Below are 26236 nucleotides of genomic sequence, written 5' to 3' on the forward strand. Positions count from 1 at the left end.
ACATTTCAATTCGGAGGCTATCTTGCGTTCAACACTGCAAGACACGAAGAAAGTCAGTGCGAGCGCGCGTGTCTACTGGCAACCATGTCAGGGAAAAGAGGCCGAGTGCTTCGAAACGTGACTCCGAGACCATTCACTCGACAGGACAACTAATCAGCGAAATTCTCGGAAATATTTGGTCAAACGACTGCATATCACTCTCCGCCAGCATTTATTAGTGCTTAGGGCGTAGTATCCTCTATGACAGAAATCGTCTCGACGGCTGATACGCTAGGTGGTGCGCCCCGGATCAAGGGCAGGCGTATCGGCGTCCATCATATCGCTAAACGGGTAATCGATGCTGGCGACTCTCCCGAACAGGTTGCCGCCGACTACGACCTCGATATCGCTGATGTCTACCGTGCTCTCGTGTACTACTACGATCACGCTGAGGAGATGCGGCGGGTCCAAGCTGAGCGACAGACCGTCTCTGACGAGCGCTCCGTCATTCGCAGTCCTGACGATCTCGACACAAGGACCCAGTCAGAACCCGAAGCATGAGGCTACTGGCTGACGAACACATCCCACCAGCAATCGTTTCTGCGCTCCGTGGTGAAGGTCACGATATTACAGTCGTTGGGGATGATATCGATCTTGGGTCTGAAGATACAGACCTTTTGGAACACGCACGCGACACGAACCGTCTCATTCTGAGCGAAGACACTGACTTTCGCGGTGCCGATCCTGAATTAGATATCGAGGATCAACCAGGGATTCTTGCCTGTGAGACAACTGCCCCACCAGGGGAAATCGCTGCGGCAATCCGTCGGATCGAGACGTTCACTGACGACTGTATGGGGACCGTTCTGTACGTGCCGGGTGACTGGGTGTGAAAATTCACTTCAGTTCGGTAGACCGTCCAGAAATCCTACCACGCTACAGAACTACCGCATAACTAATGGCAGAGAACGATAGCAGTCACCCATATCCAGTACTACCAGGAACCGACGAGTACAAAGTCCTCAGCTTCCTCGTCCGAAATCGAGGGGATCGGTTCAGTTTAGCCGAAATTGCGTCAGCGATTGATAGTAGCGAAACGGAAGCGACGAGCACGATAGAGATTCTCGCTGAGGATCAACTAATAGAGAGGTCACAAGACACGTATTTCGTTGATTCAGAGTGCGGTCAGTATCTTCAACGCCGTCTCGAATCAGTTGATACAGCTAAGCGTCTGCATGACACTACCCCGGACGACGATATGTATGCGAGAGAGGACTGGGAACGCGAACTCAGCTCGTTAGACTCCCGATAGACCGCTGGGGGTGCCACTTCTTGGACAGGTTCTACAAATCGCCCCGATTGAACGTGTATTGCCCATATTCTGGCCGGTCGAATCCGGGAAGTTCGTCGTAGAGACGTTCAACCGTTGATGCCCACAGTGCCTCGGCAGAATCGTACGCCTCTGGATGCTGATCGAACAGTTGCTGTCGTAATTCGCTTGCTCCAAGCGGTCCTTGCTCATCGAGAATCCGAGCAGCGTCCAACAGAACAGTACGAGCGTTAGCACTCTGGGGGCCGTCACTCTCGAGCCAGGACTCAAATTCAGCAAGATCCGTATCGCTGTCCGCTGAGTGAGCGTCACCGTCGGATCGTTCTCCAGTAGGTGATTCTCCATCTGTAGACGGCGTCTCCGGTGTTGAACTCACAGGAGATGAGGGTGAGGAAGAAGATGAGTCTCCGTCACTGGAAGCAGTTTCCCCCTCAAGGTCAGTTACCCGTTGCGTGAGTAGTTCGATCCGCTCCGTCAGCTCGTCGACGGTTTGATCGAGTTCTTCGACTCGTTCAGTCTCTGGTGTTGCTGTCGATCCATCTGTGGTCGCCAGTTGACTGAGGTCGGGGCGATTGAAGAGAAGATGGCGGACGTATTCTGATCGACTACTGAATCCAGCTTCTTCCGATTCGGTATCTAACTCTTCGAGGAGGTCAGTTGGTAGCCGGAGTGTAATTGGTTCCATATCGTATCAACTACGATGATGACGCCACTCATTCATAATAATGCGTAGTCTATCCGATGGTAGATAGACTACGAAGTTCGTTCCGTATTGTCGTAATCGAATCGATATTGATCCAGCTACACTAGCGTTGCTACTTCTCTCTAGATAATCTGACAGTAACTCCTACTATATTGACGGGTATTCTTGGGCGAAATGAAGTCGTGAACGTTTCATGTCGTTCGTAACTTAACCAGGGGCACCGGCCGGCGACATCGGCTGAAACTATTATATAAATCTACCGGCACTGAAACTGAATTCTCAGCACCAAAACGATCAATACCCATCGCCCTGGTCTTTCACTCACGGCACGCATCTATGACAGCTGACCAGCCGAGAAGCGGCGATGACTTAAATACGGGAAATTCAGAGAGAATGCCATCAAAACAGGGTTACCGCTACCGTCGGCACACAGTCCACGGAATCAACGTCCTCATCGCTATACTCGCTGTTATAATAGTGGGGGCGACAGACTCATTTGGTCTTGTAGTCGAATTGATGGCCACAAATACGCCAGACACAGAACTACCGGATAAAGCGAAGCCTGTCATAGCAGGATTTGTATTCGCCGCTACGGTCGTGGTCCTTACTCCGATAAATCTCTTCCTCCATCATCGGTGGGAGAAAAACCAAAGTCCGTTTGGACCATCAAGAGAAAACTGAATACGAAAACGGTGACCAGCGACTACTGTAACCTATGCCACGGCTTAGGATAGGTTTTTACCCGCCTGTAGAGTGATGAGGAGTATGAAATTCACTTGCCCTGCGTGCGTGGAAGATGTTGAGGTTGATCCAGTACGAATCGATGGCGCTCAGTTCAACTACCGAGTCAGCTGTTCGACACCCGGCTGTGAGTACGAGACGAAGGCAAATCCGCTCCCCAGTGTCGAGGAATTCGTCCAAGCGAAGCACTACGCGATCCTCGAGACCGGTTCGCCCGGTGGTCTTCGGTCGTTCCACCACGTCGATCAGTTCGGCATCCCTGGAGGTGCCGTGGACGTCTTCCTCTGCGTCACCGCCGCCGGAGAAGTAGTCTGGATCGTCCAGTCGATGGGCGCAACCGGCCTCTACCGCCCTGATGACCACGAGAATATCGAAGCGGTCGTCCAGGCACACACCGATCTCGAACGCGAACTGTTCGACCAGAGTACCGACTAACCTTCTGTCGTTCAGTTCTGTACGAGTTGAGGGTGATCAGCCGAACCTTACCAAGTCGTTTGAACGGGGGCGTCTCATTCACTTGGTAAGGTGAGCAAAAAACGACCTGCATCTTCTTAGGTGTGGTCACTCTGGTCGTGTTCGGGAGGCTTCCTGCATTTGTTAGCCAGCACTGCTTCGATTCCGTCACCATCGTGAACTCTTACAGTGACTCCAGAGAACGTGAAGGTCACATCTACCGCACTGGTTGAATCCTTCTTTGCCCGTTCTACCAGCTCGTTCAAAGCATCCGGGTTGATCTGCTCACCCAAGGGCGGCAACTCCGTAGGGTCGACCCCCTTCTCATCAGCAACAGTCTGGATGACCTTCATGCTGATTGGCTCGTCTTCCACTGGAATGTTCATACTCACTATTGTCGTTCGTTGAAGAAAACTCTGCCGTAGTGCCGGGGGTGCGGTGCTCAAGGAGTACGCCGTCCAAGAGAAAATACTGAAGGTTACCTGCCAGCCGTCGCCCACACCTCTCTTCTCCGTGAAATCCGGTTCACTGAGCAGCTTCGGTCGATACGAACTGACCTTCCCATTCTCGACGGGCTTCGATTTCCCGTTCGCCACGCCGTGTGATCGAGTACGAGTTCGTTCGCCGGTCGTGTTCACCTTTCTCGACGAGTCCTTTGTTGACGAGGGTGTCAAGATTCGGATAGAGGCGTCCGTGATGTATCTCTTTCTCGTAGTAGTCTTCGAGTTCATCCTTGATCGCGAGGCCGTGAGGCTCCGATTTGCCAGCGATAGCGTACAGGAGGTCTCGCTGAAAGCCAGTCAAGTCGTACATCGTCCAATTGAAGTTCTAATCCGGTAACGTAAATATATTGTCCTATATATCCCGGAATTGATGACAGTTACTTAATCCGAACACGGACGGTTGAAAGCGGCCTATCCTCACCGCCAGCTGAAGGTTGAGTGAGATCACGGTTCTGTAAGGTGGGTTTGTATCACTCGGTATGTGGTAGAAGTGTATCATTCCAAAGGGTTTCCAGAGAAGGTTTCATCACCCGTCACGGAATAATCCACAAGAAAGCCATGACTACAATCAAAGACGTCTACCAGGACCTCGACAGCGACACCAGTTTCGAGGAGTTTGAGGAACAGGTCGAAAACAAAATCGAGGAGATGAATGGCCTCGTCGACAAGGATGCGGCTGCCGTCCTCGTCTCCGATGGTCTCACTACTGGCCGAGTACAGAACATCGAGGAGATCGACGCCGGCATGGACGAGGTGGAGTTCCTCGGGAAGATACTGACGATCGGCGACCTCAACACGTTCTCTCGTGACGGTGAAGACTCAGACGGGACCGTCTGCAATATCGAGGTCGGCGACGAAACCGGCCAGATTCGGGCCGCCCTCTGGGATGAGATGGCCGAAGACGCTGTCGAGGAACTTGAAGTCGGAGAGGTCCTCGAAATCAGCGGAACGCCCAAGGACGGGTACAACGGCTTGGAAGTCAGCGCCCACGACGTAGTAGTGCAGGAGGACGTTGAGATCGGCATCGAGGCGCTCGAATCGTACCATGTCGCGGACCTCTCAGCAGGTCTCTCCGCCGTGACGATGAAGGGGCTGGTGCTCGGTACGACATCGATCAACACGTTCGAGCGTGACGACGGGAGCGACGGGCAGGTCGCCAACATCGTCATCGGCGACAAGACCGGAGAAATCCAGGTCACGATGTGGGGCGAGGCAGCAGAAGCGGTCGATGACTACCGGGTGAAACAGAGCGTCGAAGTCACAAACGCGGACGTGCGTGATGGAGATAACGGACTGGAACTCCACATCAGCAGTCCCGACGACATCACGCACATCAAAGAGCAGATCAAGTACATCCCCGAGACGACGCCGATCGGTGAGGCAGAGCTCGGAGACTCGGTCAACCTCGCCGGCGGTGTGACCTACCTGGACGAGAAGCGGGCCTTCGACCGGGACGACGGTTCCTCCGGTCAAGTGCGAAATCTCAACCTCGAAGATGACTCCGGTAACATCCGAGTGTCTCTTTGGGGTGACAAAGCCGAGATGGACATCAACGTCAGCGACGAGATTCTGATTACGAACGCAGAGATCGAACAGGGCTGGGAAGACGAGCCCGAAGCGTCGACAGGGTACCAATCGACGGTACTCATCACCGGTCGTGGGTCCTACGATGTCGAAGAAGACGAAGAAGCCGATGAGGGCGAGAAAGACGATTCCAGTAGCTCCAGCGGCTCCACAAAGAGCATCGATGAGTACGAGTCGGATGGCGACGACGCCGGCGAAGAAGTGCAAGTCGCAGGTACGGTCCTCGGAGTCGGAGAGGAGATCACTCTCGATACGCCTAACGGCGAAATCACCATCACGGGAGGCAGTGATTTCGATGTCAGGCTCGGGCAGTCTATCACGGTTCGGGGAACGCAGAACGACGACGATTCCATCGCTGCATCGGAGATCTTCTGACGGACAGGCAAGCTTTCAAGAGACCAATTCCACAATAACAACCCATGAAACAGTACCAGCACCTCGTCAAAGCAGCTTTAGCTACCGGGACGTACAAACCGAACCGAACAGCCGTCGACACCATCAGTTCGTTCAGTGAGCACTATTCGATCGACCTCGAGAACGGATATCCGTTGCTCACGACGAAGAAGATGGACGGCTTCCGATGGCGGTCGATGATTCACGAACTACTATGGTACCTGAGCGGTCAGGAGCATATCCGCGAGTTACGTGAGAAGACCGGCATCTGGGATGAGTGGGCTGACGAAGATGGCCGACTCGATACCGCCTACGGCAGATTTTGGCGTCGGTATCCAATCCCGACCGAAACCGAACAGCTCGAAGGCGAATCGTGGCCAGATGCAGATCATCGATGGGTGAACGACGAAGACGACGGCCGTCGACTCACGTTCGACCAGCTGCAGTACATCATCGACTCCCTGCAGGAAAATCCCAGTACGCGCCGGCTCGTGGTCAACGCTTGGCATCCTCCGAATGCGGCCATCTCGACCCTTCCACCGTGCCACTTCACGTTCGTCTTCAACGTCCAGGGGGACCGACTGAACCTGCATCTCACTCAGCGATCAGGTGATATCGCCCTCGGAATTCCCTTCAATATCGCTGCGTATTCACTCCTCCTCAAGGCCATCGCCCAACAAACTGACTTCACACCCGGAACGTTCTCCCACACGATCGTGGACGCGCACGTGTACTGTGGAACAGGAGAACGCGGGGAGTGGTACGGGAACCACCTCGAAGAGTTCCAACAGCACCTCCAAGATGTGGAAGCGCCGAATGACTTCCTCGACGTCCGAGACTGGTTGGAGGGTGAAGCACCGACCGACAACGAAGACGAGAAGGACCACATCCCGAACCTCCTGACTCAACTATCACGAGAACCGAAGTCTCGCCCGATTCTGGACATCGCAGCGAAGCCAGTCGACGCCCTCGAGTTCGACGACATCACCCTACGCGACTACGAGAGTGCAGCCGGACTCTCTTTCGGTATCGCAGAGTAACCGTTTACCGATCAACTCCTACGATGAATTCGACAATCGAAACCAACAGCAGTAGCCACGAGTCCAAACTGGAGAAGGTCCGAGAGTGTGTTGTTGCTGCTCGTCAGTCCCGGCTCAGTGATCACGGGCTGGAAGAGGATGATGGTGGTCGGTACTATGAGGACCCACCTCTGATTGGGGAATGCCACCTAAACGCCCTCTCCCTCTGTGAAGAATTGTACGAAGCAGATTTCGCTCCGGTTCTGGTCTGGGGCGCTCTCCATTTCGAAGACCCATCAGGAGGTTCCGACTTCGAGCCGCCCCAAACAGTTTCAGACGCTGAATCCAGAGGTGCTGTCCACTTCTGGGTAGAACTCGACTGGAACGAAAGTACATTGGTCGTCGACATCAGTTCTGAGCTCCCCGTTCAGTTTGGTGAACCCTACATCGACTCCGCACTCCCCTACTGCTACGTGAGGCCTGACGACTGCCGATTTATCTATGAACCCGGTCGGGGAATCACAACGAACCAGCTGCGGAACGAAGAAGGCTACCAATTCCTCATCGACGAAGGGCTTCTGGTCTCTGGGGAGCCGCAATCATAGTACTCAGAGGAGCCATGCCGGGTAGATCGGGCCGGAGATTCGCACCAACATCTCGAAGGGCACGCCCAGACCACTGGGTTGTTCCCAAAGCATCTGTCCAGCAGAGCTCGGAAAGATCACCAGTGGAAGCAATCCGGGAGCAAGCCAGTTTACCAAACCGAGGCCGACGAACAGTACTCCTCCGGCAACAGTGATGTAGGCCGCCACGTCCAACAGTCCGCTTACCGCAGACAGGACGACCGATGCGACGAACAGGACGAGGCCGAGGGTAAGCAACCAGGACTGCGTGATGATGTCGATGATGCCCATCACCTGAAGTGGGTCAACGAAGATGGGGCCAGCTGTTCTAATGACAGTCTCAACTACCTGCTCCATACATACCCTGTGTATGGACAGTACAAAGAAATAACGCTCATACAGTGGATCATCCCCCCGGCGTGTAATTTATTACCAAAGCCTGTGTCGATTTAGATGTGGTCGCCCGAGTAGACCAGGTGAAAGCGTCCACTGAAAATAGTAGGCGGGTGTCGCGATCGGCCGAATCGTTCCTCAACCACAGTGTAGGGCAGATCCAACACTACGGTTAGAGGATCGACTACCACGTGGCGGTCAAAGGAAACCATGAGCCACCAACGAACGCCAGAAGAACGGAAAGCCCCTCAGATGACTGCGACCAGACAAAAGCAGTTGCGTGGGCGCGAATCTATTCCTCAACGGGAGGTGGTTCTGTAGAGGTTGATCGATGCTTACCCGATGGGCGATCGGGGACATGAATTAGTGTCCCCGGCGACGGTTTCTCTCAGACCCCGATTTTTCTTGGTGGACATGCTGAACACGGCTAAGACGCGCATATCGAAGTCTTGAGCGACCCTACTCCCGCGACGTTGACAGCCTCCCTCAGACCACCCTGAGACGGCCGTGAACGCTCTGAGAGCAGCATTTTGGCGGAGAAACCCCGATTTCCCGAACCTTCATAAATGATACCGTCGCAAAATGGAGTATGACGGAAACCACGGAAGAACCTAACCTCCCGAATGGCGGAACCGCAGACGCGGAACAGATGGAGGAGCTCCAGGAAGAAGTGGAACTCCTGCGTGAGCAGAACCAGGAGATGGAAGAGAAACTGCTCGACGCGAACGCCGAAAAGAATCGGGTCGAGCAGAAGCTTGACCGTGTCACCCGTGAAAACGAGAAACTCAAGCAGAACCCGCTGTTCATCGCGACCGTCGAGGAGGTGACCGACGACGGCGTCATCGTCCGGCAGCACGGCAACAACCAGGAGGCTCTCACCGAGATCACGGAAGAACTCCGTGAAGACCTCGAAGCCGGGGACCGCGTCACCATCAACAACCAGCTGGCGGTCGTGGACAAGATCGACGCCGAGACCGACGCTCGAGCCCAGGCGATGCACGTCGACGCCTCCCCGGATGTCACGTACGACGAGATCGGCGGCATCGAGAACCAGATGCAGGAAGTTCGAGAAACCATCGAGATGCCGCTCGAAGACCCCGAACAGTTCAACGCAGTCGGCATCGACCCGCCGAGTGGCGTGCTCCTTCACGGCCCGCCGGGGACTGGGAAGACGATGCTCGCGAAGGCCGTCGCGAATCAGACCGACGCGACGTTCATCAAGATGGCCGGCAGCGAACTCGTCCACAAGTTCATCGGCGAGGGCGCGAAGCTCGTCCGGGACATCTTCGAAGTCGCGCGTGAGGAAGAGCCCGCCGTCCTGTTCATCGACGAAATCGACGCCATCGCCGCCGAACGGACGGACTCGAAGACGTCCGGTGACGCCGAAGTGCAGCGGACGATGATGCAGCTGCTCTCTGAGATGGACGGTTTCGACGACCGTGGCGACGTCCGCATCATCGCGGCCACGAATCGGTTCGACATGCTGGACGACGCCATCCTCCGGCCCGGCCGGTTCGACCGCCTCATCGAGGTCCCGAAGCCGGATGTTAGTGGCCGGGAGAACATCTTCCAGATCCACGCCGCCGGCATGAACACGGAAGACCTCGACTACAACGAACTGGCGGCGATGGCGGAAAGCGCGTCCGGTGCGGATATCGAAGCGATCTGCACGGAAGCCGGGATGTTCGCCATCCGCGACAGCCGCACCACGGTCACGATGCAGGACTTCAAGGACGCACACGCGAAAATCCGAGACGCCAACGCGGAGGAAGGTGCGGAACAGAACAACGTCGACGACATCTCGCGTCCCAGCGCCTTCGCGTAGGAGTTCCGGCCCGACCTTTCCTTTTGGCCTCGTAATCCCCTTCTCAGACGCTCGAACCTTGTTTTGAGGTTGAGTTTCGGTTCAGAACTCACAGAGTTGTAGAGGGATGGGTGCTGTGGGACATGGTTAGGCTGTCCCATCAGTAAGAAACGGCGGTAGAGTACCAAAATCGATAGTCCAGACTAATGTTTATATGTGGGTGGGCATATCGAATACGTATGAAGCGGAGAGCGTTCCTCGCAGCAGCAGGTGGTAGTATTGCCTTCAGTGCTGGCTGTCTCAGCAGCGCCAGCTCGACAGAGATGGACCCGCAAGATCCAGACTGGTCGGAGAGTGAGGTTGGGCTCGCACCAGATCCAATCGAGGTCCCGGAGCGTGACGTCGACGAAAGTCGATTCAAGGACTACCAGACGGAAGGGACGACAATCAAACTGATTCCGCTGGATGTCGCCTACTACTGGTACAACACGCGGAAAGCGCGGTTCGTCGATACGAGAGTTCGCGAACAGTACGACGCGGTTCATATCAAGGGCGCTGCTCACAGCCCCGCGCCGGAGGGTGGCAACGACGACCCGCTCGACGGAGTCAGCAAACAGGACCGTATCGTCGCCTACTGCACCTGCCCACACCACCTCTCCGGGATTCGCACCGCGAACCTCTTGGATAACGGGTATTCAGGCCCGTACGCACTGGACCCCGGATTCGACCCGTGGGTCAACGAAGGCTATCCGATCGGCGGCACGGACTCTAACAACCCGAACATGGAGAACTACCCCGACGACTACTCCAGAGTCGGTGGCACCGATTAATCTATTACGAGTTGGGTCGATACAGATAGCAAGGTGAGACAGTGATTGAATCCCTGAGCGGCGTTTTACCTGATGTCGCCACTGTTCCGAGGGTATTTCTCCAAAGTGGCGACTCTGGCTCGCTTGTTGTCATCATCACTGGAATCCTCGGGGCAATAGCTGTTCTACTCCGGGCGGCATCCACTCACTTCGACCCCTCGTGGGACGACGATGAAGATGAAACGGAAGTCGAGATCGCAACGGGAGAAGGGCATGGCGGTGGCGGCGGGCATCATTCGAGCCTCGAGGAGACTGTCACTGCCGAAGTCACCGCTGACCCCGGTGCGGGGGACATCAAAGTCAGTCGGGGGCCGGTTTCGGACGATCACGGGCGCGGTCAGAAAGTCGAGTCAGTCAATAAGCGGTCTGCGACCCAGTGTTCCCATTGCGGAGCGGTCAACAGAGACTCCAACGGGCTCTGCTGGAACTGTGGGTCAAATCCAGACGCAGCGATCAAAGAAGACGCGCTCTCTACGATCAACGACCGGCTCAGGAAGAGTGCCGCCGACGACTCCTATGCCGTGCGGAAAGGCGAGGAGCCACGTCCGTACCCGGTGGACACCGCTGCCACCCCACAAGAAAACGACGAGTTCGAGGACGATAAGGGAACTACCGAGGAGGATATTCGGAAGAAGGAAGCGCCACCCATCTGGCGCGTGTGGACTGGTGCGTTCCTCGGGTGGCTCCAGAAGTGGCAGATGCTCATCAACGTTCACGCCCGGAGTATGCTCCTGGTGACTCTCGTAGCCGCTGTCGTCTGGGGTAGCACCCTCATCTATGGAGCAGCTCGGTTCGGGGTTTCTGGGTTCATCTCCCTCCTCGGCGCGAGCCTTATCGCCGTCCTTTCCGCCTCCATCGCAGCCCTGTTCTTCCTCGTCCCTGGAAAGCGGAAAACAATCGGGCTCGCTTACCCGTTCTCCCTGAACGTGGTTCTGCTCCCCCCGCTTATCATCGCCTACTACGAGCCATTCCTCACGTTTGTGTGGGACTACAGTAGCTACACCGCCATCTGGATTCTCGATAACCTCCTCCACTACTACAACATCAACAGCTACCTCCGGCAGAACTACACGATGACCAAACAGGGTTACATCATCATGTGGTTCGCGATCTCCTACCCTCTCGGGTGGCTACTCGGGTCATCCATCTACACCTCAAAAACTCACGGCCCGTCACTCATCTCGGCACTCCGGCAGCCCTTCACCGGGAAGGACGACACGTTTGACTCTCCGCCGGAAGACTTTGATACCGACACGAATAGCGGCGATAAGGCCGGAACCGAAGACTAAGACCCTCTACACCGACTGACCACAGGTATAAGTCGCACCCGACACTCTGTGTGAATAGTAGATATGGAACGACGGAGGTTCTTAGCTATCACGGCCAGTACTCTCGCTGGCGGGATCGCAGGTTGTACTGGGGCGTCCTCATCGGTTGGTGATGTCGTCGAGGATCAAGCTCAGCCGGCTGGGGACGAGGACCTGAATATAGAGCTCTCGACGAGTGGGCCGGCACTCCTGATCAAACCAACAGAAGCCCTCCCGTTCAAGACTGAACTCCATCAGGGCGGTAAGAAGGTAACCGAAATCAAGATGCCCGGCGTCAACAGGTCGGCCTACCAGGAAATCATCAACTGCGAGAAGGCCAGCAACCCGGACGGACGAATGTTCGAGCCCGGAACTATCGAACTGGTCTTCATCGATTCAGAAGGCGAAGAGATGGGGACGAAAGACTGGCAGTTCCAACCCTTCCCCGTGGTCGAGGGCTTCACGATCTCGACCGTCTCTACCTACGACCCGACCCACCACCTCTCTGAAACAACGCCTGTCTTCCGCGTTCGTAATATCGGTACTGGGCCGACGTGCATCACAGATATAGAGATCACCAACCCCCGGAAAACGGTCACACTAGCTGATGGAGAAGAAACCGTTGACTCCCCGATGTTGCAGACAGGCAAGTACAACGTTGACGGCTCACGGATCTCACTTCATGAGATGCCAAACCAGAAAGCAAAACTCCTCCCGGTTGATCGAGACTCCTACATCGCGGTCGATGGACTCTTTACGGCAACCACCCCCGTTGGACCCGAATCCACAGGCAATGTGCCCGACAGCTTGAACCAATCTTTCGACGTTGTCATCCATACTGCGTACGGCGAGTCCTACACGACGACTGTCGACATCGCGATGGTCGGTGGAGTGACGTACTCAGACTCCAGTGAAAGGGAGTGGACCCACCGATATCGGACGATTCGGCTGGATGGCATCTCCTACGAAGACTCGCAACCTTCCAATATAGAAACGTTACGAGACTAGCCATTTGGCGCAGTCAGCGGCGTTAAATTCATAATCCGGGAATCTGTTTGCACAGATATGCAGATCAGGAGCGCCATCGCACGGATAAGTATAGCCACACTTGTCCTATCCGTTCTGGCTTTCAGTGTCGGCGGACCAGTCGGGGCCGTCGCCGCCCAGAGCGATTGTAACATGGAAAGTCCAGACCAAATGAGTGACTGCGAAGACCCGAGCCTGAATCCCTTCGAGGGAATGCTCAACAACGTCTTCGCCGTCGCTGAGGCCGCCCTACAGTACTCAGGGTTCGTCGCCGTCTTCGCCGGCGTGACGCTATGGTTCGCGACTGGGAAGAACTCCGACAGGGCGCAGATCGGTATGTGGCTCACCATCGGTGGGCTCTGTATGATCGTCCTGTTCTTCGGGTTCTCGAGCCTCGTCGAGATGGCGAAGTGGGTCGGTGGCGGCACCTAACACACCCCCATCTCCTGATTTCATCTCACCAGAGCATCGCGTATCTTCAGAGAGGGGTGGGGTTTTTGTCTCCCGATTGGAAGTGGTGAAGTGAATTGAGTGAGAGCGCGGATCTGACATCGTTTTCCCAGACTCAACCTCAGGACGGTGACGAAGATGATCCTGAAAGTGAGCCGTCACCGCCCGAAGAAGGTGAAAACGGTGACGATAGTAGTGATGAGTACGGGACTCCTCGATGGCTGATTCGACGATTACAGGAGGCACTTGTTGGAAGTGGGCGGACTCTGTTCGACTTAGACCCAACTAGTGGGGCAGAACCGCTACAGATTGCAGAAATGCGATATACGAAACAAGACGATGGCCTACAGCAACCCTGGGCACTCCCGGCGGTCAATACGATCTACCTGAACCCTCCGTACTCTGATCCAGAACCCTTCCTTCGGAAGCTCAAGCAGATCATCGACCCCGACGACCCGGACGCCCCCTCGTTGGGAATCAGCCTAACGAAGTCCGATACCAGCGGTTTCACGACCACCTTACCGAAGCGCGGGTCATCTGTTTCCTCGATACTCGCCTATCGTTCCACGGCGGTGACCAAGGTGCCAAATTCCCGAACGCGATCGGCGTTTTCGGAGAGCCCCACGAGGAACTCTTGGAGACGCTCTCTGACATCGGCGAACTCTACAGCCGGGTTGAGGTTGAGACGGCGCTCGAGCAGCAGCGTCTCGATGACCTCATCAGTGACGGGGGCTGTATGGCAGCAATCCCGGTCGGGAAATCGACGAGTCCGGCCGAAAACGAATCCGCCTCTCACTCACCCTCAGCTACGTACACGTCGTTAGATTTCGTATCTCCTCACGACCTAATCGAGATGACGTTCGACACATCCTCCCTCGCGACGAGACATCGTGACCTTCCGAAAAAGGTCGAACTGCGTGTCCTCCCGAATGGAAGAGAAATTGAACCAGATACGGGGACCATCACTATCGATACCATCGGGAAAACGTCCGAAGGAGAAGACGTCTGCGTGAGTATTCGGAACTCCGCCGAGATTGCGAGTCACTTAGAGGTGAGTGTAGCCGTTGCATCCGGTGGGTGGGAGTTAGCAACCCCGAAAACCGTCAATATTATAGATGGTTGAGTCCAAGCGTGCCAATATGGGCCACGCGAATGTGGATGGCCAGGGGAGACTCTGGACTATCACAAGACAGCTCACACAAGCAGACACTCCGACGATCGTGACTGAATCGGGCGAACGAACACTACAAGTCAAGGAGGAGGCGGTCGAAGTACACCAGAACCCGTTCCCGTACGACGGTCTGTTCGTTGTACTGCACGACCCCACCACAAACAAAGAGTTCTCCCTCTTAGTCCCGGAGAACGATACCTTGTCCTCGCGGTTGGTTTCTCCAACGGATGCCCACGGTGAACCAGTCAGTTGCATCAAGACCGATACGCCCATCATCACGGGAACAACAGCCAACGACCTCGGAATCCCACTACAATGACAGCCGAAGACCCTATCAGCGGTAGAGAGTACGAACAGTCGATCGAAGGCATCAAACGATGGGCAGCAAACGAGCTGCCCTACGGCGTCCCGCTCCTCTACGGCCTCGTCGGATTCGCCGTCATCACCACGCTCATCTACGGAGGACTGAGCGCCACAGCATGGCTCCTCAACTGGTCGGTACCCAGCTGGACCTACGTCGGGATCGTCATTCTCGGCATCATCTGGGCCTTCGGTGGGTGGCAGCATGGCGAGGAAGCCGAGTCCGAACTCGACCTGGACAGCAGCGACCAGTTCGAGAAGGTCAGTCCGTAGTTCGGTCGCCGCAGAGGATCTATTTCTATCCCCCGAAAGCGGACAGAAGGTAGTATCATGATAGGCCCGTTGACCGCATACAGCAACTCCAGTATCGAGTTGGACACACCGACGCCCACTCAGGTTGTCGTAACCTTCCAGACTGTAGCCTACTGCAGCTTGTTCTTCTGGCTATGGCAAGTAGCAGTTGGATACGCCGTCCTCTCCCTCCTCTGTGCGTTCGGGCTTGGAACATTCCGATTCCTAATCTTAGACTAATCGGACCGACAGATAGGCGGAAACCCTATTGCAGACGCGCAGTAACACGTTCCCATGAGCCAACCAGAGAGTGAACAGACTGACGACGATATCCCTCTCGACGAAACCGGCGTGACTGACGCCTCCGACATCAATGGGATGATCGTCGACTCAGCAGAAGCAGCAACGGAACCGGGCCGGAACGTTGACCACATAACCGCCGTCCTCGAAAAAGTTCAACACGGAGACCGAGTCAAAATCGTCTTCGGGACATCCTCGCTCAAGACATCCATTTCCGGCAAAGTCGTGGGGATCAAAGGGCCGAAGTCAAGCCGACCGCCAGATGCTGGGTGGACGAAAACCATCGAGGTTCTCGGGCCTGAAGGCGACGACACGAAGGGCCGTCTCTACAGGATGGGTGCTGGTGGAACCAAAGCCGACCCTTGGCTCATCTACAGCTATCAGTACTACCCAGAGCTCGATATGCTGGAAATGGAGGACGCCGCGTGGCACGGCTGGATCATCGACGTTCAGCGTGTCCCCGAAGAGTGGGGATAGCCCCTCTTTTTATCGAAGAATAACTCACACCGGAACGGGAGCTCTGCGGCGACTCGATTTGTTCTACGTTTGCCTCGAACTCCTCGAAGCAGTACACCTTAGCATCAGACGCAGTCTCCATCGACGCTTCGGTGATACCCCCACTGAAATCGACAGTAACCTCGAAGATGAATTCGCGATTCAGTTCAGTCTTCGCGACGACCTCGAAGACTTGTGTGAACGTTTCGGTTGGTTCTGGTTCCGGTCCGGTATAGCTGAAGATGCCGTCCCCACCGAATGAGAGCGGCACTCCTTGTGGAAGGAATAGGTCCTCGTTGTCCTCGTCGATCCCGACCGCGTCGAACAGGTCGCTATCTCGGCCAGTCACTTTCCCAGTCCTGACCATCGTGGTTTCTTCTTCCCCATAGTCATCTGGTTCAGTGAGTGGAAGCGTATTCTCAGCATTCTGCACCTCGAAAGACTTCAGATACGTCGGGCCGACTCCACTATTCGAGAACGTGAAGAGAGCCGACGACTTCGGGTCTTCCGCTTGCTGGTAGACTGAGCCAGATGCCGCACGGACGTTCAGAACGAGATCTGGGTCGTACTCGAAAGTACCTTCCCCGACAACTTCGCCCTCCTTATCATAGAGGAGAACAGTCACCTCTCCAGGTCCGATCGGTCGGACATCAGGCCTGCCAGCCCGCCTTGGGTCGATGATCTCTTTCCGCCCCTCGTTACCTGAGAGTTGGATGGTCGTTCCTTGTCCCGTCTCGGACTGGATTTCTACGTGGTCTGTTACGCCCCTCGTGTCACTCACTGCGACGACGAGTTCTTTCCCATCGAATCCGACATCTCTTAACCCGAGGCGAGTTGGGGTATCCGCCTCCTCTTGAGCGTCACTACTATTTCCGGGCGTATCTTGCTGGTCGCGGACAGGATTCTCTCCCTTCTCGAAACCACTACACCCAGCCAGACCAACGATGCTACCGCTCGTTAGAGCGAGGAACTTCCGACGGTCCATACTATTGATTCTCCCTAACATCATTTAAAGGGTCGGACTGGTGTTCCGTCCGCTGAAAACGGTCGTATGCTCGCTGACACAGTTGGTTTTTATCTCTCGGAAGGGGTGAGAGTATGGTTGGTAATGATGCGCTCCCGGTTGATCTGGAGCCAGCCTGTCAGAGCGACCCTATCGAGTGTGAAGGCGTGATAACCATCGAGAACCCAGCGTTTGTGTTCGACCTTCCGGTCAACGAGGTTGTCGCCGAATTCAAGCAACAACTCCAAGAACAGGGCGCTGACCGATCGTGGGAGAACGACTACGATGGGTTCGAAGTATTCCATCTGAAGGCAGAGAACGCAATTCGAAAGGTGGTTGACCACACCCACCCTCGAGTCAGCGAGTGTTCCTCCCCCGGCATCGTGATCGAAAATATCGGGCCGGATGCTGAACGTCACTACGACAGCTGGGAAGATGTCGCAGAAGCGTGGGTTCGGGAATGGATTCGAATGTATAATTCGATCCTGAAAGCCCGGACAGAGGAGGACATCGACCAGCTGCAAGTGGACATCGAGGAGGCTGGCCGAAACAACCTCCTGACCACCGAGGACGTAAAAGCAGTCACAGAACAGCTGACGGGCCCCTAATCAAGCAGATAGAGTTGTTTTATAGCTCCCGTTTGGGGTGATGGGGATTAGACCTGTGGGGGTTCCAGCAGGAAGTCCCCGTTAGAGAAAACACAGTTTCGGATGTGATTCACCATGTCTCAAGCAAGTTCCAACGCAAATCCAGTCGAACAAGTCGAAACGGCAGCCAGTATCGTGAGTGTGACCGACCTCGTCGAACAGAACGGCACAGTCCCGTTCCTCGGCGTCAACGACGCCGCCGATGCCGAGTACCCGGACACCATCAACGCTCGGGGCCGGCGATATGTCCAGGACGGCAAACAATCGTTCAAGACCGCGCTGTCGGTGCTCCCACACGCCGGTGAGGGCGACCTCTGGGCCGATAACGAATTCGTCGCTCCCAGTGACGACGGGACCGTCGACGTCAACCTCGATGCGATTCGGAACGTCCACGGTCTGGACGTCGCCGCCCTCGAACAGCGCACGGGGATGGACCTCAAAACGATGGTCCAGCAGGCCGACCCCGAGCCGCTCATCGGCGTCGGCACCCACAAGGACATCATCGACCGGCGGCGACTCGCCCTTCGCACGCTGGGCTTCGATGTGAAGTTCCGGTGGCAGATCGCCTCCAGTCGCTACTCGCCGGGCGATATGCGGGAGTTCTTCAAGCGGAAGATCGCCGCCTGTCAGAAACACGGCGCAGAGAACGCCTTCGGGTGGATTCGGCACTACGACTGGGGCGGTTCGGTCACGCTCACGACCATCTATCCCTCGAAGGCCTACGCGATCGACCCCGCTGACGATACCGACATCGACCTGCAGAACGGCGAACTCACCATCGCCGCCGGCGAGGACTTCGATGAGGGCGACATCGACAACTCGGAGCCGACCACCATCTACTACGGCGACCAGCTGAAGTACGACTTCCGTGGCCACCAGAAACTCTCCGTGACGCCTGTCATCTACATTCCCGAGGTCGATACGATGATTCCCCTGCCCCACCCCGAGGCAGACCTCGCACGGAAGCACACGGGCAACCTGATGGAAGACGCCATCGACTGGCACGAGCGCGTTCTCTCGACGCTCGATGACCTCTGTGAGACGGTCAACCAGGAGATCAAACGCGCCCGACTGGTCGCCATCGACTTCTCGGACCTGCCGTTCAGCGTCGAAGACTTCTACGGCTACATCGGTGTCGGGAACGACGACTACGTCGAAGCCGCCGCCGACCGCGCGACGGCGCTGGCCAAGCCATCGGACCAACCGACGCTGTGGAACCTGCAACTGAGCCTCAAGCTCGCGATTCTGGACAATTTCGACGGCAATCGAGCCGGAAAAACCTACCGCGAGTACCAGGAACTCGCCGGCGAGATTCTTCGCCATCCGGCGACGATGATCACGACGGCGAAAGAGCAGTTCCGACTCGAGGCCGACCAGGACGATGACGAGGACGTGGCCCTCGATGCGGAGCAGACGACGCTCGCCGAATCCCTCGAAGACGTGATGGACCTGACTGGCGTCACGGAGAACCGAATCGATGCGACGGAGGCACAGCAGATCGAACAACGTGTGCAACAGCGGCTTCCCGACAGTGGGGGTGAGAACTGATGTCCAGCGCCGAGCAGAACAGCCCGCCCGCCAGCGACCAGCAGGTCCTCAGTCACTTCGTCTACCGGAAGATTCGGGAGAACGGCGGTGCAGTCGCGCTGTCGACCATCCTCTACTCGGTCAGCGACGTCGCGGATCTGACCCAAGAGGATGCCCGCGACCTCATCGACACCGGTGAGACCGCCGGGATTTACACCATCTCTCGGGACCAGCACAACGAGAAGCAGATCCAGAGCGTCGACCCGGTCGGCCCGGAGCCACCGGTCATCGGAGAGCGTTTCGGGGATCTGGACCACACCGGCGCGGACTTCGTGACGATGGACGGCGTCGACGCGACGATCGAAACGGCGCTACACGATGGTGGATACGAATCCTTCGAGGCCCTCGCGGAAGCGGACCCAAGCACCGTCGCCGACGCGATCAACGACGAACTGGACACCCAGGCCGAGCCCGCCGACTTCGACCAGCTCACCGGGCTGACGGATTCGGAGATCACGGCCCTGCAAGATGAGGGCATCGTCACGAAGCGGGACCTCGTGCAGGCCGACCCCCAGGCAGTCGAGGCGAACACGCAGTCGGCCACACTCCTTGCCGCGAAGGTGAAACAGGCCCAACGGCAGGTCGAAAGCGATGTCCACATCTACGACGAGCGGGAGGTCCAGCAGTTCATCAGCGAGGCCCAGCAGTCCATCCCCGCTGGAAACGAGATCGCTGCCACACAGATCCAGCGCCACGAAGCCCGGAAAAGCGAACTCGGGCACGCCGGGGCCGTCGTTCGCGAGGTCGAGGAACAGACCGAGACCGTCGGCGAGCCGCTGGCAGTTGTGGATTCGAGTCTCGATCCCGGCGACCCCGAAGCCAACTACGTCTCAGATATCGGGTTCAACGCCGACGACCCCGTGAACACCGGCTTCCCGGTGCTGGACGACATCGGGTACGACCTCGTGCCGAAACCGGACACACACCCCGACGCCGGCCATTCGGCGCTGCCGACCGACGAGGATGGGGCGGTCGTCCCACCGACCGTGCCCCTCGAACGGGACCTCCAGATGCCCATCGACGAACTGGTCGCGAAGAAGCTCGGTCGGAACGTCCCAGTGCGGATCGTCGGCCCGCGTGGGTCTGGGAAGAACTACTTGATGAAGTACCTCTGCTACAAGACAAACCGGGGCTACAGGTCCTTGGACGTGGACAAAGCGACGATGCCCCAGGATTTGTTCGGCCCGATCGCCCCCGACGAAGACGGGAAGCTCGAACCGAAGAACGCCGAGGTCAAGCAGGGCCTCCTCAACGGTGACGTCATCGTGCTCAACGAGTTCCCCGTCATGCAGGCTGGGGCCGCGATGAGCCTCCACCAGCTACTCAACGAGAACAAGATCGTCATCAAAAGCCACGGCCAGGAGATCGAACCCCACCCACAGGCGCGGCTCGTCATCACGATGAATCCGCCGACGCGGGAGTACCGGGACAGCGAGCCGATGAACTCCGCGACTCGCGGCCGGTTCCGGTCGTTCTGGCAGGGGTATCCCGACACCGTTGAGGACGAGGTCCGGGCGCTGGCCCAGCAGGTGAACACGGGCCGCACCGTCGTCGACGAACAGACGTTAGAGAAGATCGTCGAGTTCGCCCACCGAACCCGCAAAGACCAGTTCACCAACTGGCCGACGCTCTCAACGCGGAATCTCACCATCGTGTGTGAGCACATTGCGGATGGAGCCTCTCCAAAGGCCGCGACGAAGAACGTCCTGCGGATGGTCGCAGAGCCGAACCAGCATCCCGGTGACGCCTTCGACTCGTTGGGAGAGGTGCTGTAGGCAGCGCGAGTCGGCACCTTCACATCCGACACTCTCGGTAGAGTGGTTTTATGCCCCGATCAAGATTGCGTTCCACGAGCAGGCGACTGTCCACGCCGAGGACAAGGCGGTACTCGAATGCGGTGAAGACGCCCGGCGTTCGTACTCGATGGCCACACTCAAGCAGACGCTGATCGCAGTCTTCGGCGCGGCACAGTCGGTCACGAGAGCCGAGGACGAGCAAGCGGACCTCGGGAGCTACTTCTGACTGTAGTGTTCGGCTGGAGGTCCGCAGAGTGGGTTTGTATCTCTCGGTTTGAGTAGAAGATGTCTCAGGAGAGTGCAGCGGAGGTGTCTCCAGCGGAAGCGGGGGACCTCACGTGCGCGGAGTGTGGTGAAGCACGACCGCCGGGGTCGAAGTTCTGCCCGGCCTGTGAAGACCAGCCTGGAGCCGTCCAGTACGCACAGGCCCCGCCGGGAACGCGGTCGCGACGGCCGTCCCACGGCAACACCACCCGGTAACCACATCACCAAATCAATGAGTCAACGAGTACACGACACGGCGGCGACAGCCGCCGACCTCACGCCACCCGAAGCCGCACAGGTGCGGACCTCTCGGCAACGAGCAGCAAGCCTCAAGCAGTACATCGAAGGACTGCTGCCGTCCCAGCTGGCCGCCGAGGTCGATGTCGTCATCACCGAACAGGTCTCGACGGCGGCGGTTCTCCCGGCCACAGCCGAGGCGCTGCTGGATGGCGAGGAGACCGACTTCGACAGACAGCAGGCCAAACAGCTGGTCGAGCGCGTCAACGGCGACTACCTCGTGCTGGTCACGGGCCGCGAGGCCGATACGAGTGCGATCTGTCTCTCGGACCAACTGACCGCCGACACCGCCCACCAATTTGGGCTCGCGTTCCACGAGACCTTGCACATCCTGAAAACGTCGTTCGGCGCTGTCCAGACGCTCGTCGAGGATGAGGTCGAGGACCAATACCAGGAGTTCGTTCACGAACTCATCAACATCGGTGAGGACGGCGCGATCGAACACGAAGCCCAGACCGGCGACGATTTCACAGAGAAAGCCGGGAATCGGCTGACGCTCGTCCGGGAGATGCACTCCCAGACCGTCGCAGACCTGCCTTCCGAGAAGCGTGCATTCTCGTTCGGAGATGCGCTCCTGAAGGCGCTCCACGACGAGATTATCTTCCCGACGGGCGTGACCGAGGCACTGTTGGATGACTCGGATAGTCGCGTGGGGTTCCAGAGCGCCGACGGACGAGAGGCCTTCGTTGAGGTTCACCCCGAAATCGAGTCGCTGCGGGACGACCTCCTCGCACTGCGGAGCGACCGGAGCGACCGGCTGTACGACGATGACCGGGAGGCGTCTCTCCAGCGGGCAAAGCGGATCGTCGCGTTCTGGCAGGACGTGTTGAAGCCACTCATCGAAAACGGCCACCCCCCGGCCCAACAGGGTGCGTCGGGCCAACAGCAGGGGTCGGACCACCGACAGGAGCCCCAGCAAGGCACCGGACAGGAACAGCCCCAGCAAGGCGGTGAGTCGACGCCGGGCGATCAGCAAGCCCCCGACGACGAGACGCCGGACACCGGCGAGGCCAGCCAGTCCGACCGATCGGACCCAGCCGAAGACGACGAGTTTGACTGTCCCGAGTGTGACGAGTCGTTCGACTCCGACCACGGCCGGCGCGTTCACTACGGGCAACAGCATGGCGATACGGACGACCTCGACGACCAGCTCGAAGACGCCGGGACGGACAGCCCACAGGCCGACGCCGGCGACAGCAACAGCAGCCCGTCACCGGACGGAACGGTCGACCCAGAAGACCTCTCGCTTGAGACAGAAAACTACGACAACCCGCTCCAGAGCGTCGGCGAGCACCCATCCGTCGATGACGAGCCTGACCCCGCGGACGTCGACGACAGCAATCTGCGCCCGGTCTCGGGGAGCCCGGACACCGACGCCGACGACACCCAGGAGACTACCGCCGACGACGGGCCGACCGGGGACGAGGCCGAGACAGGCTCGGACACTCCCCCTGCGGACGCACCCGAGGCGGGTCCAGACGGGGAGCCGGACACCGACCCCGGTAGTGATGGAGCCGAGCCCTCCAGTAGTCCCGGCGAGCCGCCCAACAGCGACGATACCACCGCCGATGGGACGGCCCCTGGAGCCATCGGTGACGAGTCCAGCGAGACGCCGGGAAGCGATACCGGCGACGACGGTAGTACCAGTGCCAGTAAGGGACAGGCCGAGGCCGACTCGGAGCGTGGCGACGAACAGGCGGACCCGGAAACGACATCCACGGCATCGAGTGCAGCCACGTCCGACCTCGCGTCCCACACCGACCAGAGTGGGGCAGACGACGAGAACCAACAGGCAACCTTCGGGGACTTCACGACCGACGACAGCGACGACACCGACGAGACTGGGGCCGGGAAGGACGACGTGGCTGGTGACGACACGGCCGACAACGCACCCGACACCGAGCCGGCCGCAGACGGCGCTGACAGCGATGGCGCTACCGAGCCGGGGGACTCGACCGCGGATAGCGACCAACCGGACACGGACCATCCTGACACGCCGAGCGGCGACGGGCAGGACAACGACGAGGATGGGATGGACTTCGATCCCAGCGGCGGGTCGAGCGGGCCGGACACGCCGACGGCCACGGACGGCGATTCACAGCCGGATGCAGCCAGTACGCTCAACGACACCGACACGACCGCCGATGACAGCAGCGAGTCGGCCACCGAGACGACACCCTCCAGCAATACCGAGGCTGGGGGTGAAACGGACTCGGCATCGGCAACCGGAAGCGAGGCAGCTGACCAGAACGACGGCGACAGCGACAACGCCACGGCTGGTCGCGACGAGGACACCCCGGACGGCCCGGCCCACGCCGGGGCCGACCTAGAGCCCGAGGACTTCGCGGGGGACCGCCAGCGGGCCACCAGAACGGCCGAGGAGAGTACCATCGACGAACAGGGTCTCGAAGAAGACCTCCAATCGCTCGAATCGGCGCTCGGGGACGAAGCAGAGACGGCACCGGACGGCGACGACGGCGGCGGCGACGGCGCGGGACCGGGGTCGGTCGACGAGCTCACCATCCTGCCCGATCCCGAGGACGGCGAGTTGAGCGAGGACTGGCAGGCGATCGAACGGTCGGCAGGTACGGTTGCGGACACGCTGGCGAAAGAACTCCGACTCGACCAGCAGACGAGCGCGCGAAACGGGCTCTCCTCCGGGACGCAGGTCAACACCAAGACGGCCTACCGGCTGAACCACAACGACCCTCGGACGTTCTCGGAGACGCTGCCCGGCGAGGAGAAGGAGTATTTCGTCGTGTTCGTGCTGGACCGGTCCTCCTCGATGGGGCCGGGCTACTACGCGAATCGGTCAACTGGTCCCGCAAAGATCGACGTCGCGACGAGTGCCGTCGCCCGGTTCGCGGTCGCGTGTGAGGACCTGGACATTGACGTGGCGATCATCGACTTCTACGACGAGGAGGCCCGATACGTCAAGCCACCGTCGGTCGAGGCGGAGTTCGCCCAGCAATCCATCCTGAACACGGACAACGCCGGCGGCACGCCGCTCTCGGATGCGCTGTCGCTGGCCCGGACAGTCGCCGACGCCGACGCCAAGGAGTCACTGATCATCACCATCACCGACGACAAGCCGGCCGACGTCGAAGATGTCGAAACCCAGATCAAGGCGTCGTACGCGCCGGTGTGTTCGCTCACCATCGCCACCGACTGTGAGTTCGGGAATCCGCCCGCCAAGGCTGAGCGGCTGGAGAAGACCTACGACCAAACGACGACGGTGTACGACCCCTCGAAGCTCGAAGACAGAATCGACCAGCTGGCTTCGCTCCTCGGGGCGTACTGAGTCACAGACCCTCTGCCGGGGTCTGTTTTTGTCCTCCGGCTGAGGTGAGGAGGATAAGTAGTGGAGAGGAATCCCCTCACGAAGTCGTGTGAGGGCGATTCTGCCGCTACTGGTGTCCAATGACGTACAACATCACCGACAAACAGAGAGAACGGCTGCGAACCGTCGTAGAGATCGACGACCCCCGTGAACGGGTTGTTGAGTTAGCCGAGGTGACGACGGAAATCGGAGAGCAGAACGACGCCCCCGATATGGAGGCCCTCGCGAGACACGTCGCGACTCACGAAGTCGTGGGGACAGGGATGGGAATGGCGCTTTCAGAGGTCCTCGAGCATCTCTCCGACCTGACGCAACTTCGGGACGGACTCGATATCCCCACGCACGGTGGGGACGGGGATCTACTGGAAGACATGACGCTGCACGAGCGATTCGACCACGACGTGTACTATGCGCTTCAAACCCTCTACGGGAAGCTCATCTACGACGAGTTGCCAGACCACCAGAAGACGGTAATGAACCTACGATGACCGAAACAGACAGTCCGAACCAACAGTCGCTCGACGCTTTCCAGGCCGAGAGTAGTGACACGGCAGGCGAACAACAGAACCAATCAACCCCGACCCAGACAGAAAGCACTTCCAGCAATACGAGTCCGCTTACTGAACTCTACGAGGTTCTCACCAAAGCCTCAGAAGATCGACTCCCGGCAGCGGCTCAGGACCTCGCCATTTCGAACACAATAGAGCCGGATTCGCGACGGCACACGACGAAGGACCTTCCAGACGGAGTCCCGGCACTCCCGTTCGAGATCGGGCAATGGGAACTTGCGGTCTCAAATAGCGAGCGCGTCATCTACGCGACATCCGGGGACGCCTACGACTACCGCTGGGGCGAAGGTGGCGCTCTCTGCGGGATGGAGGTTTACCTGAACAATCGGGGCGCGAACAAGGACGGCAAGTACCACCGCCGGGTTTCGACGGTCGTCGGCTTCGAGAACGGAGACCAGATCCAGCGCAAGAGCGTTGACTCGAAAGACGACCTAATCTCTGTTCGTGGACACAACGTTGGAGAGAACGACGGCGACTACGGGTACGGCTCCGGGACGAAAACAAGAGCTGAGACAGCGGAAGAGGCTATCATCGAACTCCTACTCCACCTCCACCACAATCCGGGACCGTTCGGCCGATATGTGGAGACCGAGCCGACCACTGACTGGTCGCTCCACAAGCTCTCTCCCCGAAGCGTGACTTGGACCGCAGATGGACCGACGCAGATTGACGATGATACGCTGCGGCTCTCACTCCACGACGACAAACTCTCGATCAAGAGCAACGACGAGGACCAGCCAGCACACATGAGGTCATGCTACAACCTCCCGACCCTCGAATCAATCTCGGATTCGTTAGTAGTCGAGCAGGGGAAAATCCACGAGTTCGAGACGCCGGCGGCGGCCATCACCGCAGCGAACGACCTACTTTCAGATTCGCCGGGCGAGTCGATTACGGCCGGTCAAGTAGAGTAGTACGATAGCCGATTTCTGTTCAGTG

General features: G+C 58.1%; 28 protein-coding genes and 1 pseudogene. 24 read left to right on the forward strand and 5 right to left on the reverse strand.

Going from position 1 to position 26236, the window contains the following annotated elements; genetic code table 11:
- Nucleotides 1–240 precede the first annotated feature (240 nt).
- The 3 genes from HZS54_RS11025 (at nt 241) to HZS54_RS11035 (ending at nt 1291) form a co-directional block, all read left to right on the forward strand.
- Nucleotides 241–540 (forward strand): DUF433 domain-containing protein, encoded by a 300-nt coding sequence (locus tag HZS54_RS11025; RefSeq protein ID WP_179922568.1) that lies wholly within the window; start codon nt 241–243, stop codon nt 538–540.
- Nucleotides 537–872 carry a DUF5615 family PIN-like protein gene (locus HZS54_RS11030; RefSeq protein WP_179922569.1) on the forward strand — a complete coding sequence of 112 codons (336 nt, stop codon included), beginning with the start codon at nt 537–539 and terminating at the stop codon, nt 870–872. The genes HZS54_RS11025 and HZS54_RS11030 overlap by 4 nt, the downstream gene beginning before the upstream one ends.
- A gap of 65 nt (nt 873–937) precedes the next feature.
- Nucleotides 938–1291, forward strand: a complete 354-nt coding sequence (locus HZS54_RS11035) for a MarR family transcriptional regulator (RefSeq protein ID WP_179922570.1) — start codon at nt 938–940, stop codon at nt 1289–1291.
- 31 nt (nt 1292–1322) lie between these two features.
- Here HZS54_RS11035 and HZS54_RS11040 read toward each other — a convergent pair whose 3' ends face one another.
- A complete protein-coding gene (locus HZS54_RS11040; RefSeq protein WP_179922571.1) occupies nt 1323–1994 on the reverse strand; it encodes a ribbon-helix-helix domain-containing protein in 672 nt (223 codons plus the stop codon).
- A 354-nt stretch (nt 1995–2348) separates the two neighbouring features.
- On the opposite strand from HZS54_RS11040, the gene HZS54_RS11045 reads away from it, so the two are divergent.
- Both HZS54_RS11045 and HZS54_RS11050 read left to right on the forward strand, forming a co-directional pair.
- On the forward strand, nt 2349–2693 hold the full coding sequence (locus HZS54_RS11045) for a hypothetical protein (protein ID WP_179922572.1): 345 nt from the start codon (nt 2349–2351) through the stop codon (nt 2691–2693).
- Between the two features lie 84 nt (nt 2694–2777).
- Nucleotides 2778–3188 (forward strand): hypothetical protein, encoded by a 411-nt coding sequence (locus tag HZS54_RS11050; protein WP_179922573.1) that lies wholly within the window; start codon nt 2778–2780, stop codon nt 3186–3188.
- Between the two features lie 116 nt (nt 3189–3304).
- Here HZS54_RS11050 and HZS54_RS11055 read toward each other — a convergent pair whose 3' ends face one another.
- On the reverse strand, nt 3305–3592 hold the full coding sequence (locus HZS54_RS11055) for a HalOD1 output domain-containing protein (RefSeq protein ID WP_179922574.1): 288 nt from the start codon (nt 3590–3592) through the stop codon (nt 3305–3307).
- Nucleotides 3593–3731: 139 nt separating this feature from the next.
- Nucleotides 3732–4019, reverse strand: a complete 288-nt coding sequence (locus HZS54_RS11060) for a PadR family transcriptional regulator (protein WP_179922575.1) — start codon at nt 4017–4019, stop codon at nt 3732–3734.
- A 248-nt stretch (nt 4020–4267) separates the two neighbouring features.
- On the opposite strand from HZS54_RS11060, the gene HZS54_RS11065 reads away from it, so the two are divergent.
- From HZS54_RS11065 to HZS54_RS11075, 3 genes are read left to right on the forward strand one after another with little or no spacing between them, the layout of a single operon-like run.
- Complete coding sequence (locus tag HZS54_RS11065) at nt 4268–5668, forward strand: OB-fold nucleic acid binding domain-containing protein (protein ID WP_179922576.1); 1401 nt, start codon at nt 4268–4270, stop codon at nt 5666–5668.
- 44 nt (nt 5669–5712) lie between these two features.
- On the forward strand, nt 5713–6726 hold the full coding sequence (thyA, locus tag HZS54_RS11070; RefSeq protein WP_179922577.1) for a thymidylate synthase: 1014 nt from the start codon (nt 5713–5715) through the stop codon (nt 6724–6726).
- A 23-nt stretch (nt 6727–6749) separates the two neighbouring features.
- Nucleotides 6750–7310 carry a hypothetical protein gene (locus HZS54_RS11075; protein ID WP_179922578.1) on the forward strand — a complete coding sequence of 187 codons (561 nt, stop codon included), beginning with the start codon at nt 6750–6752 and terminating at the stop codon, nt 7308–7310.
- 3 nt (nt 7311–7313) lie between these two features.
- On the opposite strand, the gene HZS54_RS11080 is transcribed toward HZS54_RS11075, so the two are convergent.
- Nucleotides 7314–7685, reverse strand: a complete 372-nt coding sequence (locus HZS54_RS11080; protein ID WP_179922579.1) for a hypothetical protein — start codon at nt 7683–7685, stop codon at nt 7314–7316.
- A 625-nt stretch (nt 7686–8310) separates the two neighbouring features.
- Here HZS54_RS11080 and HZS54_RS11085 point away from each other — a divergent pair.
- From HZS54_RS11085 to HZS54_RS11130, 10 genes and pseudogenes are all read left to right on the forward strand, one after another.
- Nucleotides 8311–9546: a proteasome-activating nucleotidase gene (locus HZS54_RS11085; protein WP_179922580.1), complete on the forward strand. Its 1236-nt coding sequence runs from the start codon at nt 8311–8313 to the stop codon at nt 9544–9546.
- A gap of 218 nt (nt 9547–9764) precedes the next feature.
- Nucleotides 9765–10355: a rhodanese-like domain-containing protein gene (locus HZS54_RS11090; RefSeq protein ID WP_179922581.1), complete on the forward strand. Its 591-nt coding sequence runs from the start codon at nt 9765–9767 to the stop codon at nt 10353–10355.
- Between the two features lie 41 nt (nt 10356–10396).
- On the forward strand, nt 10397–11683 hold the full coding sequence (locus HZS54_RS11095; RefSeq protein ID WP_179922582.1) for a threonine/serine exporter family protein: 1287 nt from the start codon (nt 10397–10399) through the stop codon (nt 11681–11683).
- A gap of 63 nt (nt 11684–11746) precedes the next feature.
- Complete coding sequence (locus tag HZS54_RS11100) at nt 11747–12709, forward strand: hypothetical protein (RefSeq protein ID WP_179922583.1); 963 nt, start codon at nt 11747–11749, stop codon at nt 12707–12709.
- A gap of 57 nt (nt 12710–12766) precedes the next feature.
- Entirely contained in the window at nt 12767–13159 is a 393-nt protein-coding gene (locus HZS54_RS11105) for a hypothetical protein (protein WP_179922584.1), read from the forward strand.
- A gap of 95 nt (nt 13160–13254) precedes the next feature.
- A pseudogene (locus tag HZS54_RS26685) lies at nt 13255–13596 on the forward strand (DNA N-6-adenine-methyltransferase); the annotation flags it as partial.
- Nucleotides 13597–13811: 215 nt separating this feature from the next.
- Nucleotides 13812–14300 (forward strand): hypothetical protein, encoded by a 489-nt coding sequence (locus HZS54_RS26275; protein ID WP_246391918.1) that lies wholly within the window; start codon nt 13812–13814, stop codon nt 14298–14300.
- Complete coding sequence (locus tag HZS54_RS11120; RefSeq protein ID WP_179922587.1) at nt 14293–14667, forward strand: hypothetical protein; 375 nt, start codon at nt 14293–14295, stop codon at nt 14665–14667. Before HZS54_RS26275 ends, HZS54_RS11120 begins: the two co-directional genes overlap by 8 nt.
- The gene (locus tag HZS54_RS11125; RefSeq protein ID WP_179922588.1) at nt 14664–14981 is read left to right on the forward strand and encodes a hypothetical protein; all 318 of its coding nucleotides are present in this window, start codon (nt 14664–14666) and stop codon (nt 14979–14981) included. The genes HZS54_RS11120 and HZS54_RS11125 overlap by 4 nt, the downstream gene beginning before the upstream one ends.
- A 312-nt stretch (nt 14982–15293) precedes the next feature.
- Entirely contained in the window at nt 15294–15776 is a 483-nt protein-coding gene (locus HZS54_RS11130) for a hypothetical protein (RefSeq protein ID WP_179922589.1), read from the forward strand.
- On the opposite strand, the gene HZS54_RS11135 is transcribed toward HZS54_RS11130, so the two are convergent.
- On the reverse strand, nt 15739–16779 hold the full coding sequence (locus tag HZS54_RS11135; RefSeq protein ID WP_179922590.1) for a hypothetical protein: 1041 nt from the start codon (nt 16777–16779) through the stop codon (nt 15739–15741). The genes HZS54_RS11130 and HZS54_RS11135 overlap by 38 nt on opposite strands.
- Before the next feature lie 113 nt (nt 16780–16892).
- On the opposite strand from HZS54_RS11135, the gene HZS54_RS11140 reads away from it, so the two are divergent.
- The 6 genes from HZS54_RS11140 (at nt 16893) to HZS54_RS11165 (ending at nt 26211) form a co-directional block, all read left to right on the forward strand.
- Nucleotides 16893–17405, forward strand: coding sequence for a hypothetical protein (locus tag HZS54_RS11140; RefSeq protein WP_179922591.1), 513 nt, complete (start codon nt 16893–16895; stop codon nt 17403–17405).
- A gap of 180 nt (nt 17406–17585) precedes the next feature.
- The gene (locus HZS54_RS11145) at nt 17586–18992 is read left to right on the forward strand and encodes a hypothetical protein (RefSeq protein ID WP_179922592.1); all 1407 of its coding nucleotides are present in this window, start codon (nt 17586–17588) and stop codon (nt 18990–18992) included.
- Nucleotides 18992–20806, forward strand: coding sequence for an AAA family ATPase (locus HZS54_RS11150; protein WP_179922593.1), 1815 nt, complete (start codon nt 18992–18994; stop codon nt 20804–20806). Before HZS54_RS11145 ends, HZS54_RS11150 begins: the two co-directional genes overlap by 1 nt.
- 517 nt (nt 20807–21323) lie before the next feature.
- Nucleotides 21324–24689 (forward strand): vWA domain-containing protein, encoded by a 3366-nt coding sequence (locus tag HZS54_RS11155; RefSeq protein WP_179922594.1) that lies wholly within the window; start codon nt 21324–21326, stop codon nt 24687–24689.
- Nucleotides 24690–24808: 119 nt separating this feature from the next.
- Nucleotides 24809–25216: a hypothetical protein gene (locus tag HZS54_RS11160; RefSeq protein WP_179922595.1), complete on the forward strand. Its 408-nt coding sequence runs from the start codon at nt 24809–24811 to the stop codon at nt 25214–25216.
- Nucleotides 25213–26211, forward strand: a complete 999-nt coding sequence (locus tag HZS54_RS11165) for a hypothetical protein (RefSeq protein WP_179922596.1) — start codon at nt 25213–25215, stop codon at nt 26209–26211. Before HZS54_RS11160 ends, HZS54_RS11165 begins: the two co-directional genes overlap by 4 nt.
- Nucleotides 26212–26236 lie beyond the last annotated feature (25 nt).

The sequence above is a fragment of the Halosimplex pelagicum genome, assembly GCF_013415905.1.
In the GTDB taxonomy this organism is placed as follows: Archaea; Halobacteriota; Halobacteria; order Halobacteriales; family Haloarculaceae; genus Halosimplex; species Halosimplex pelagicum.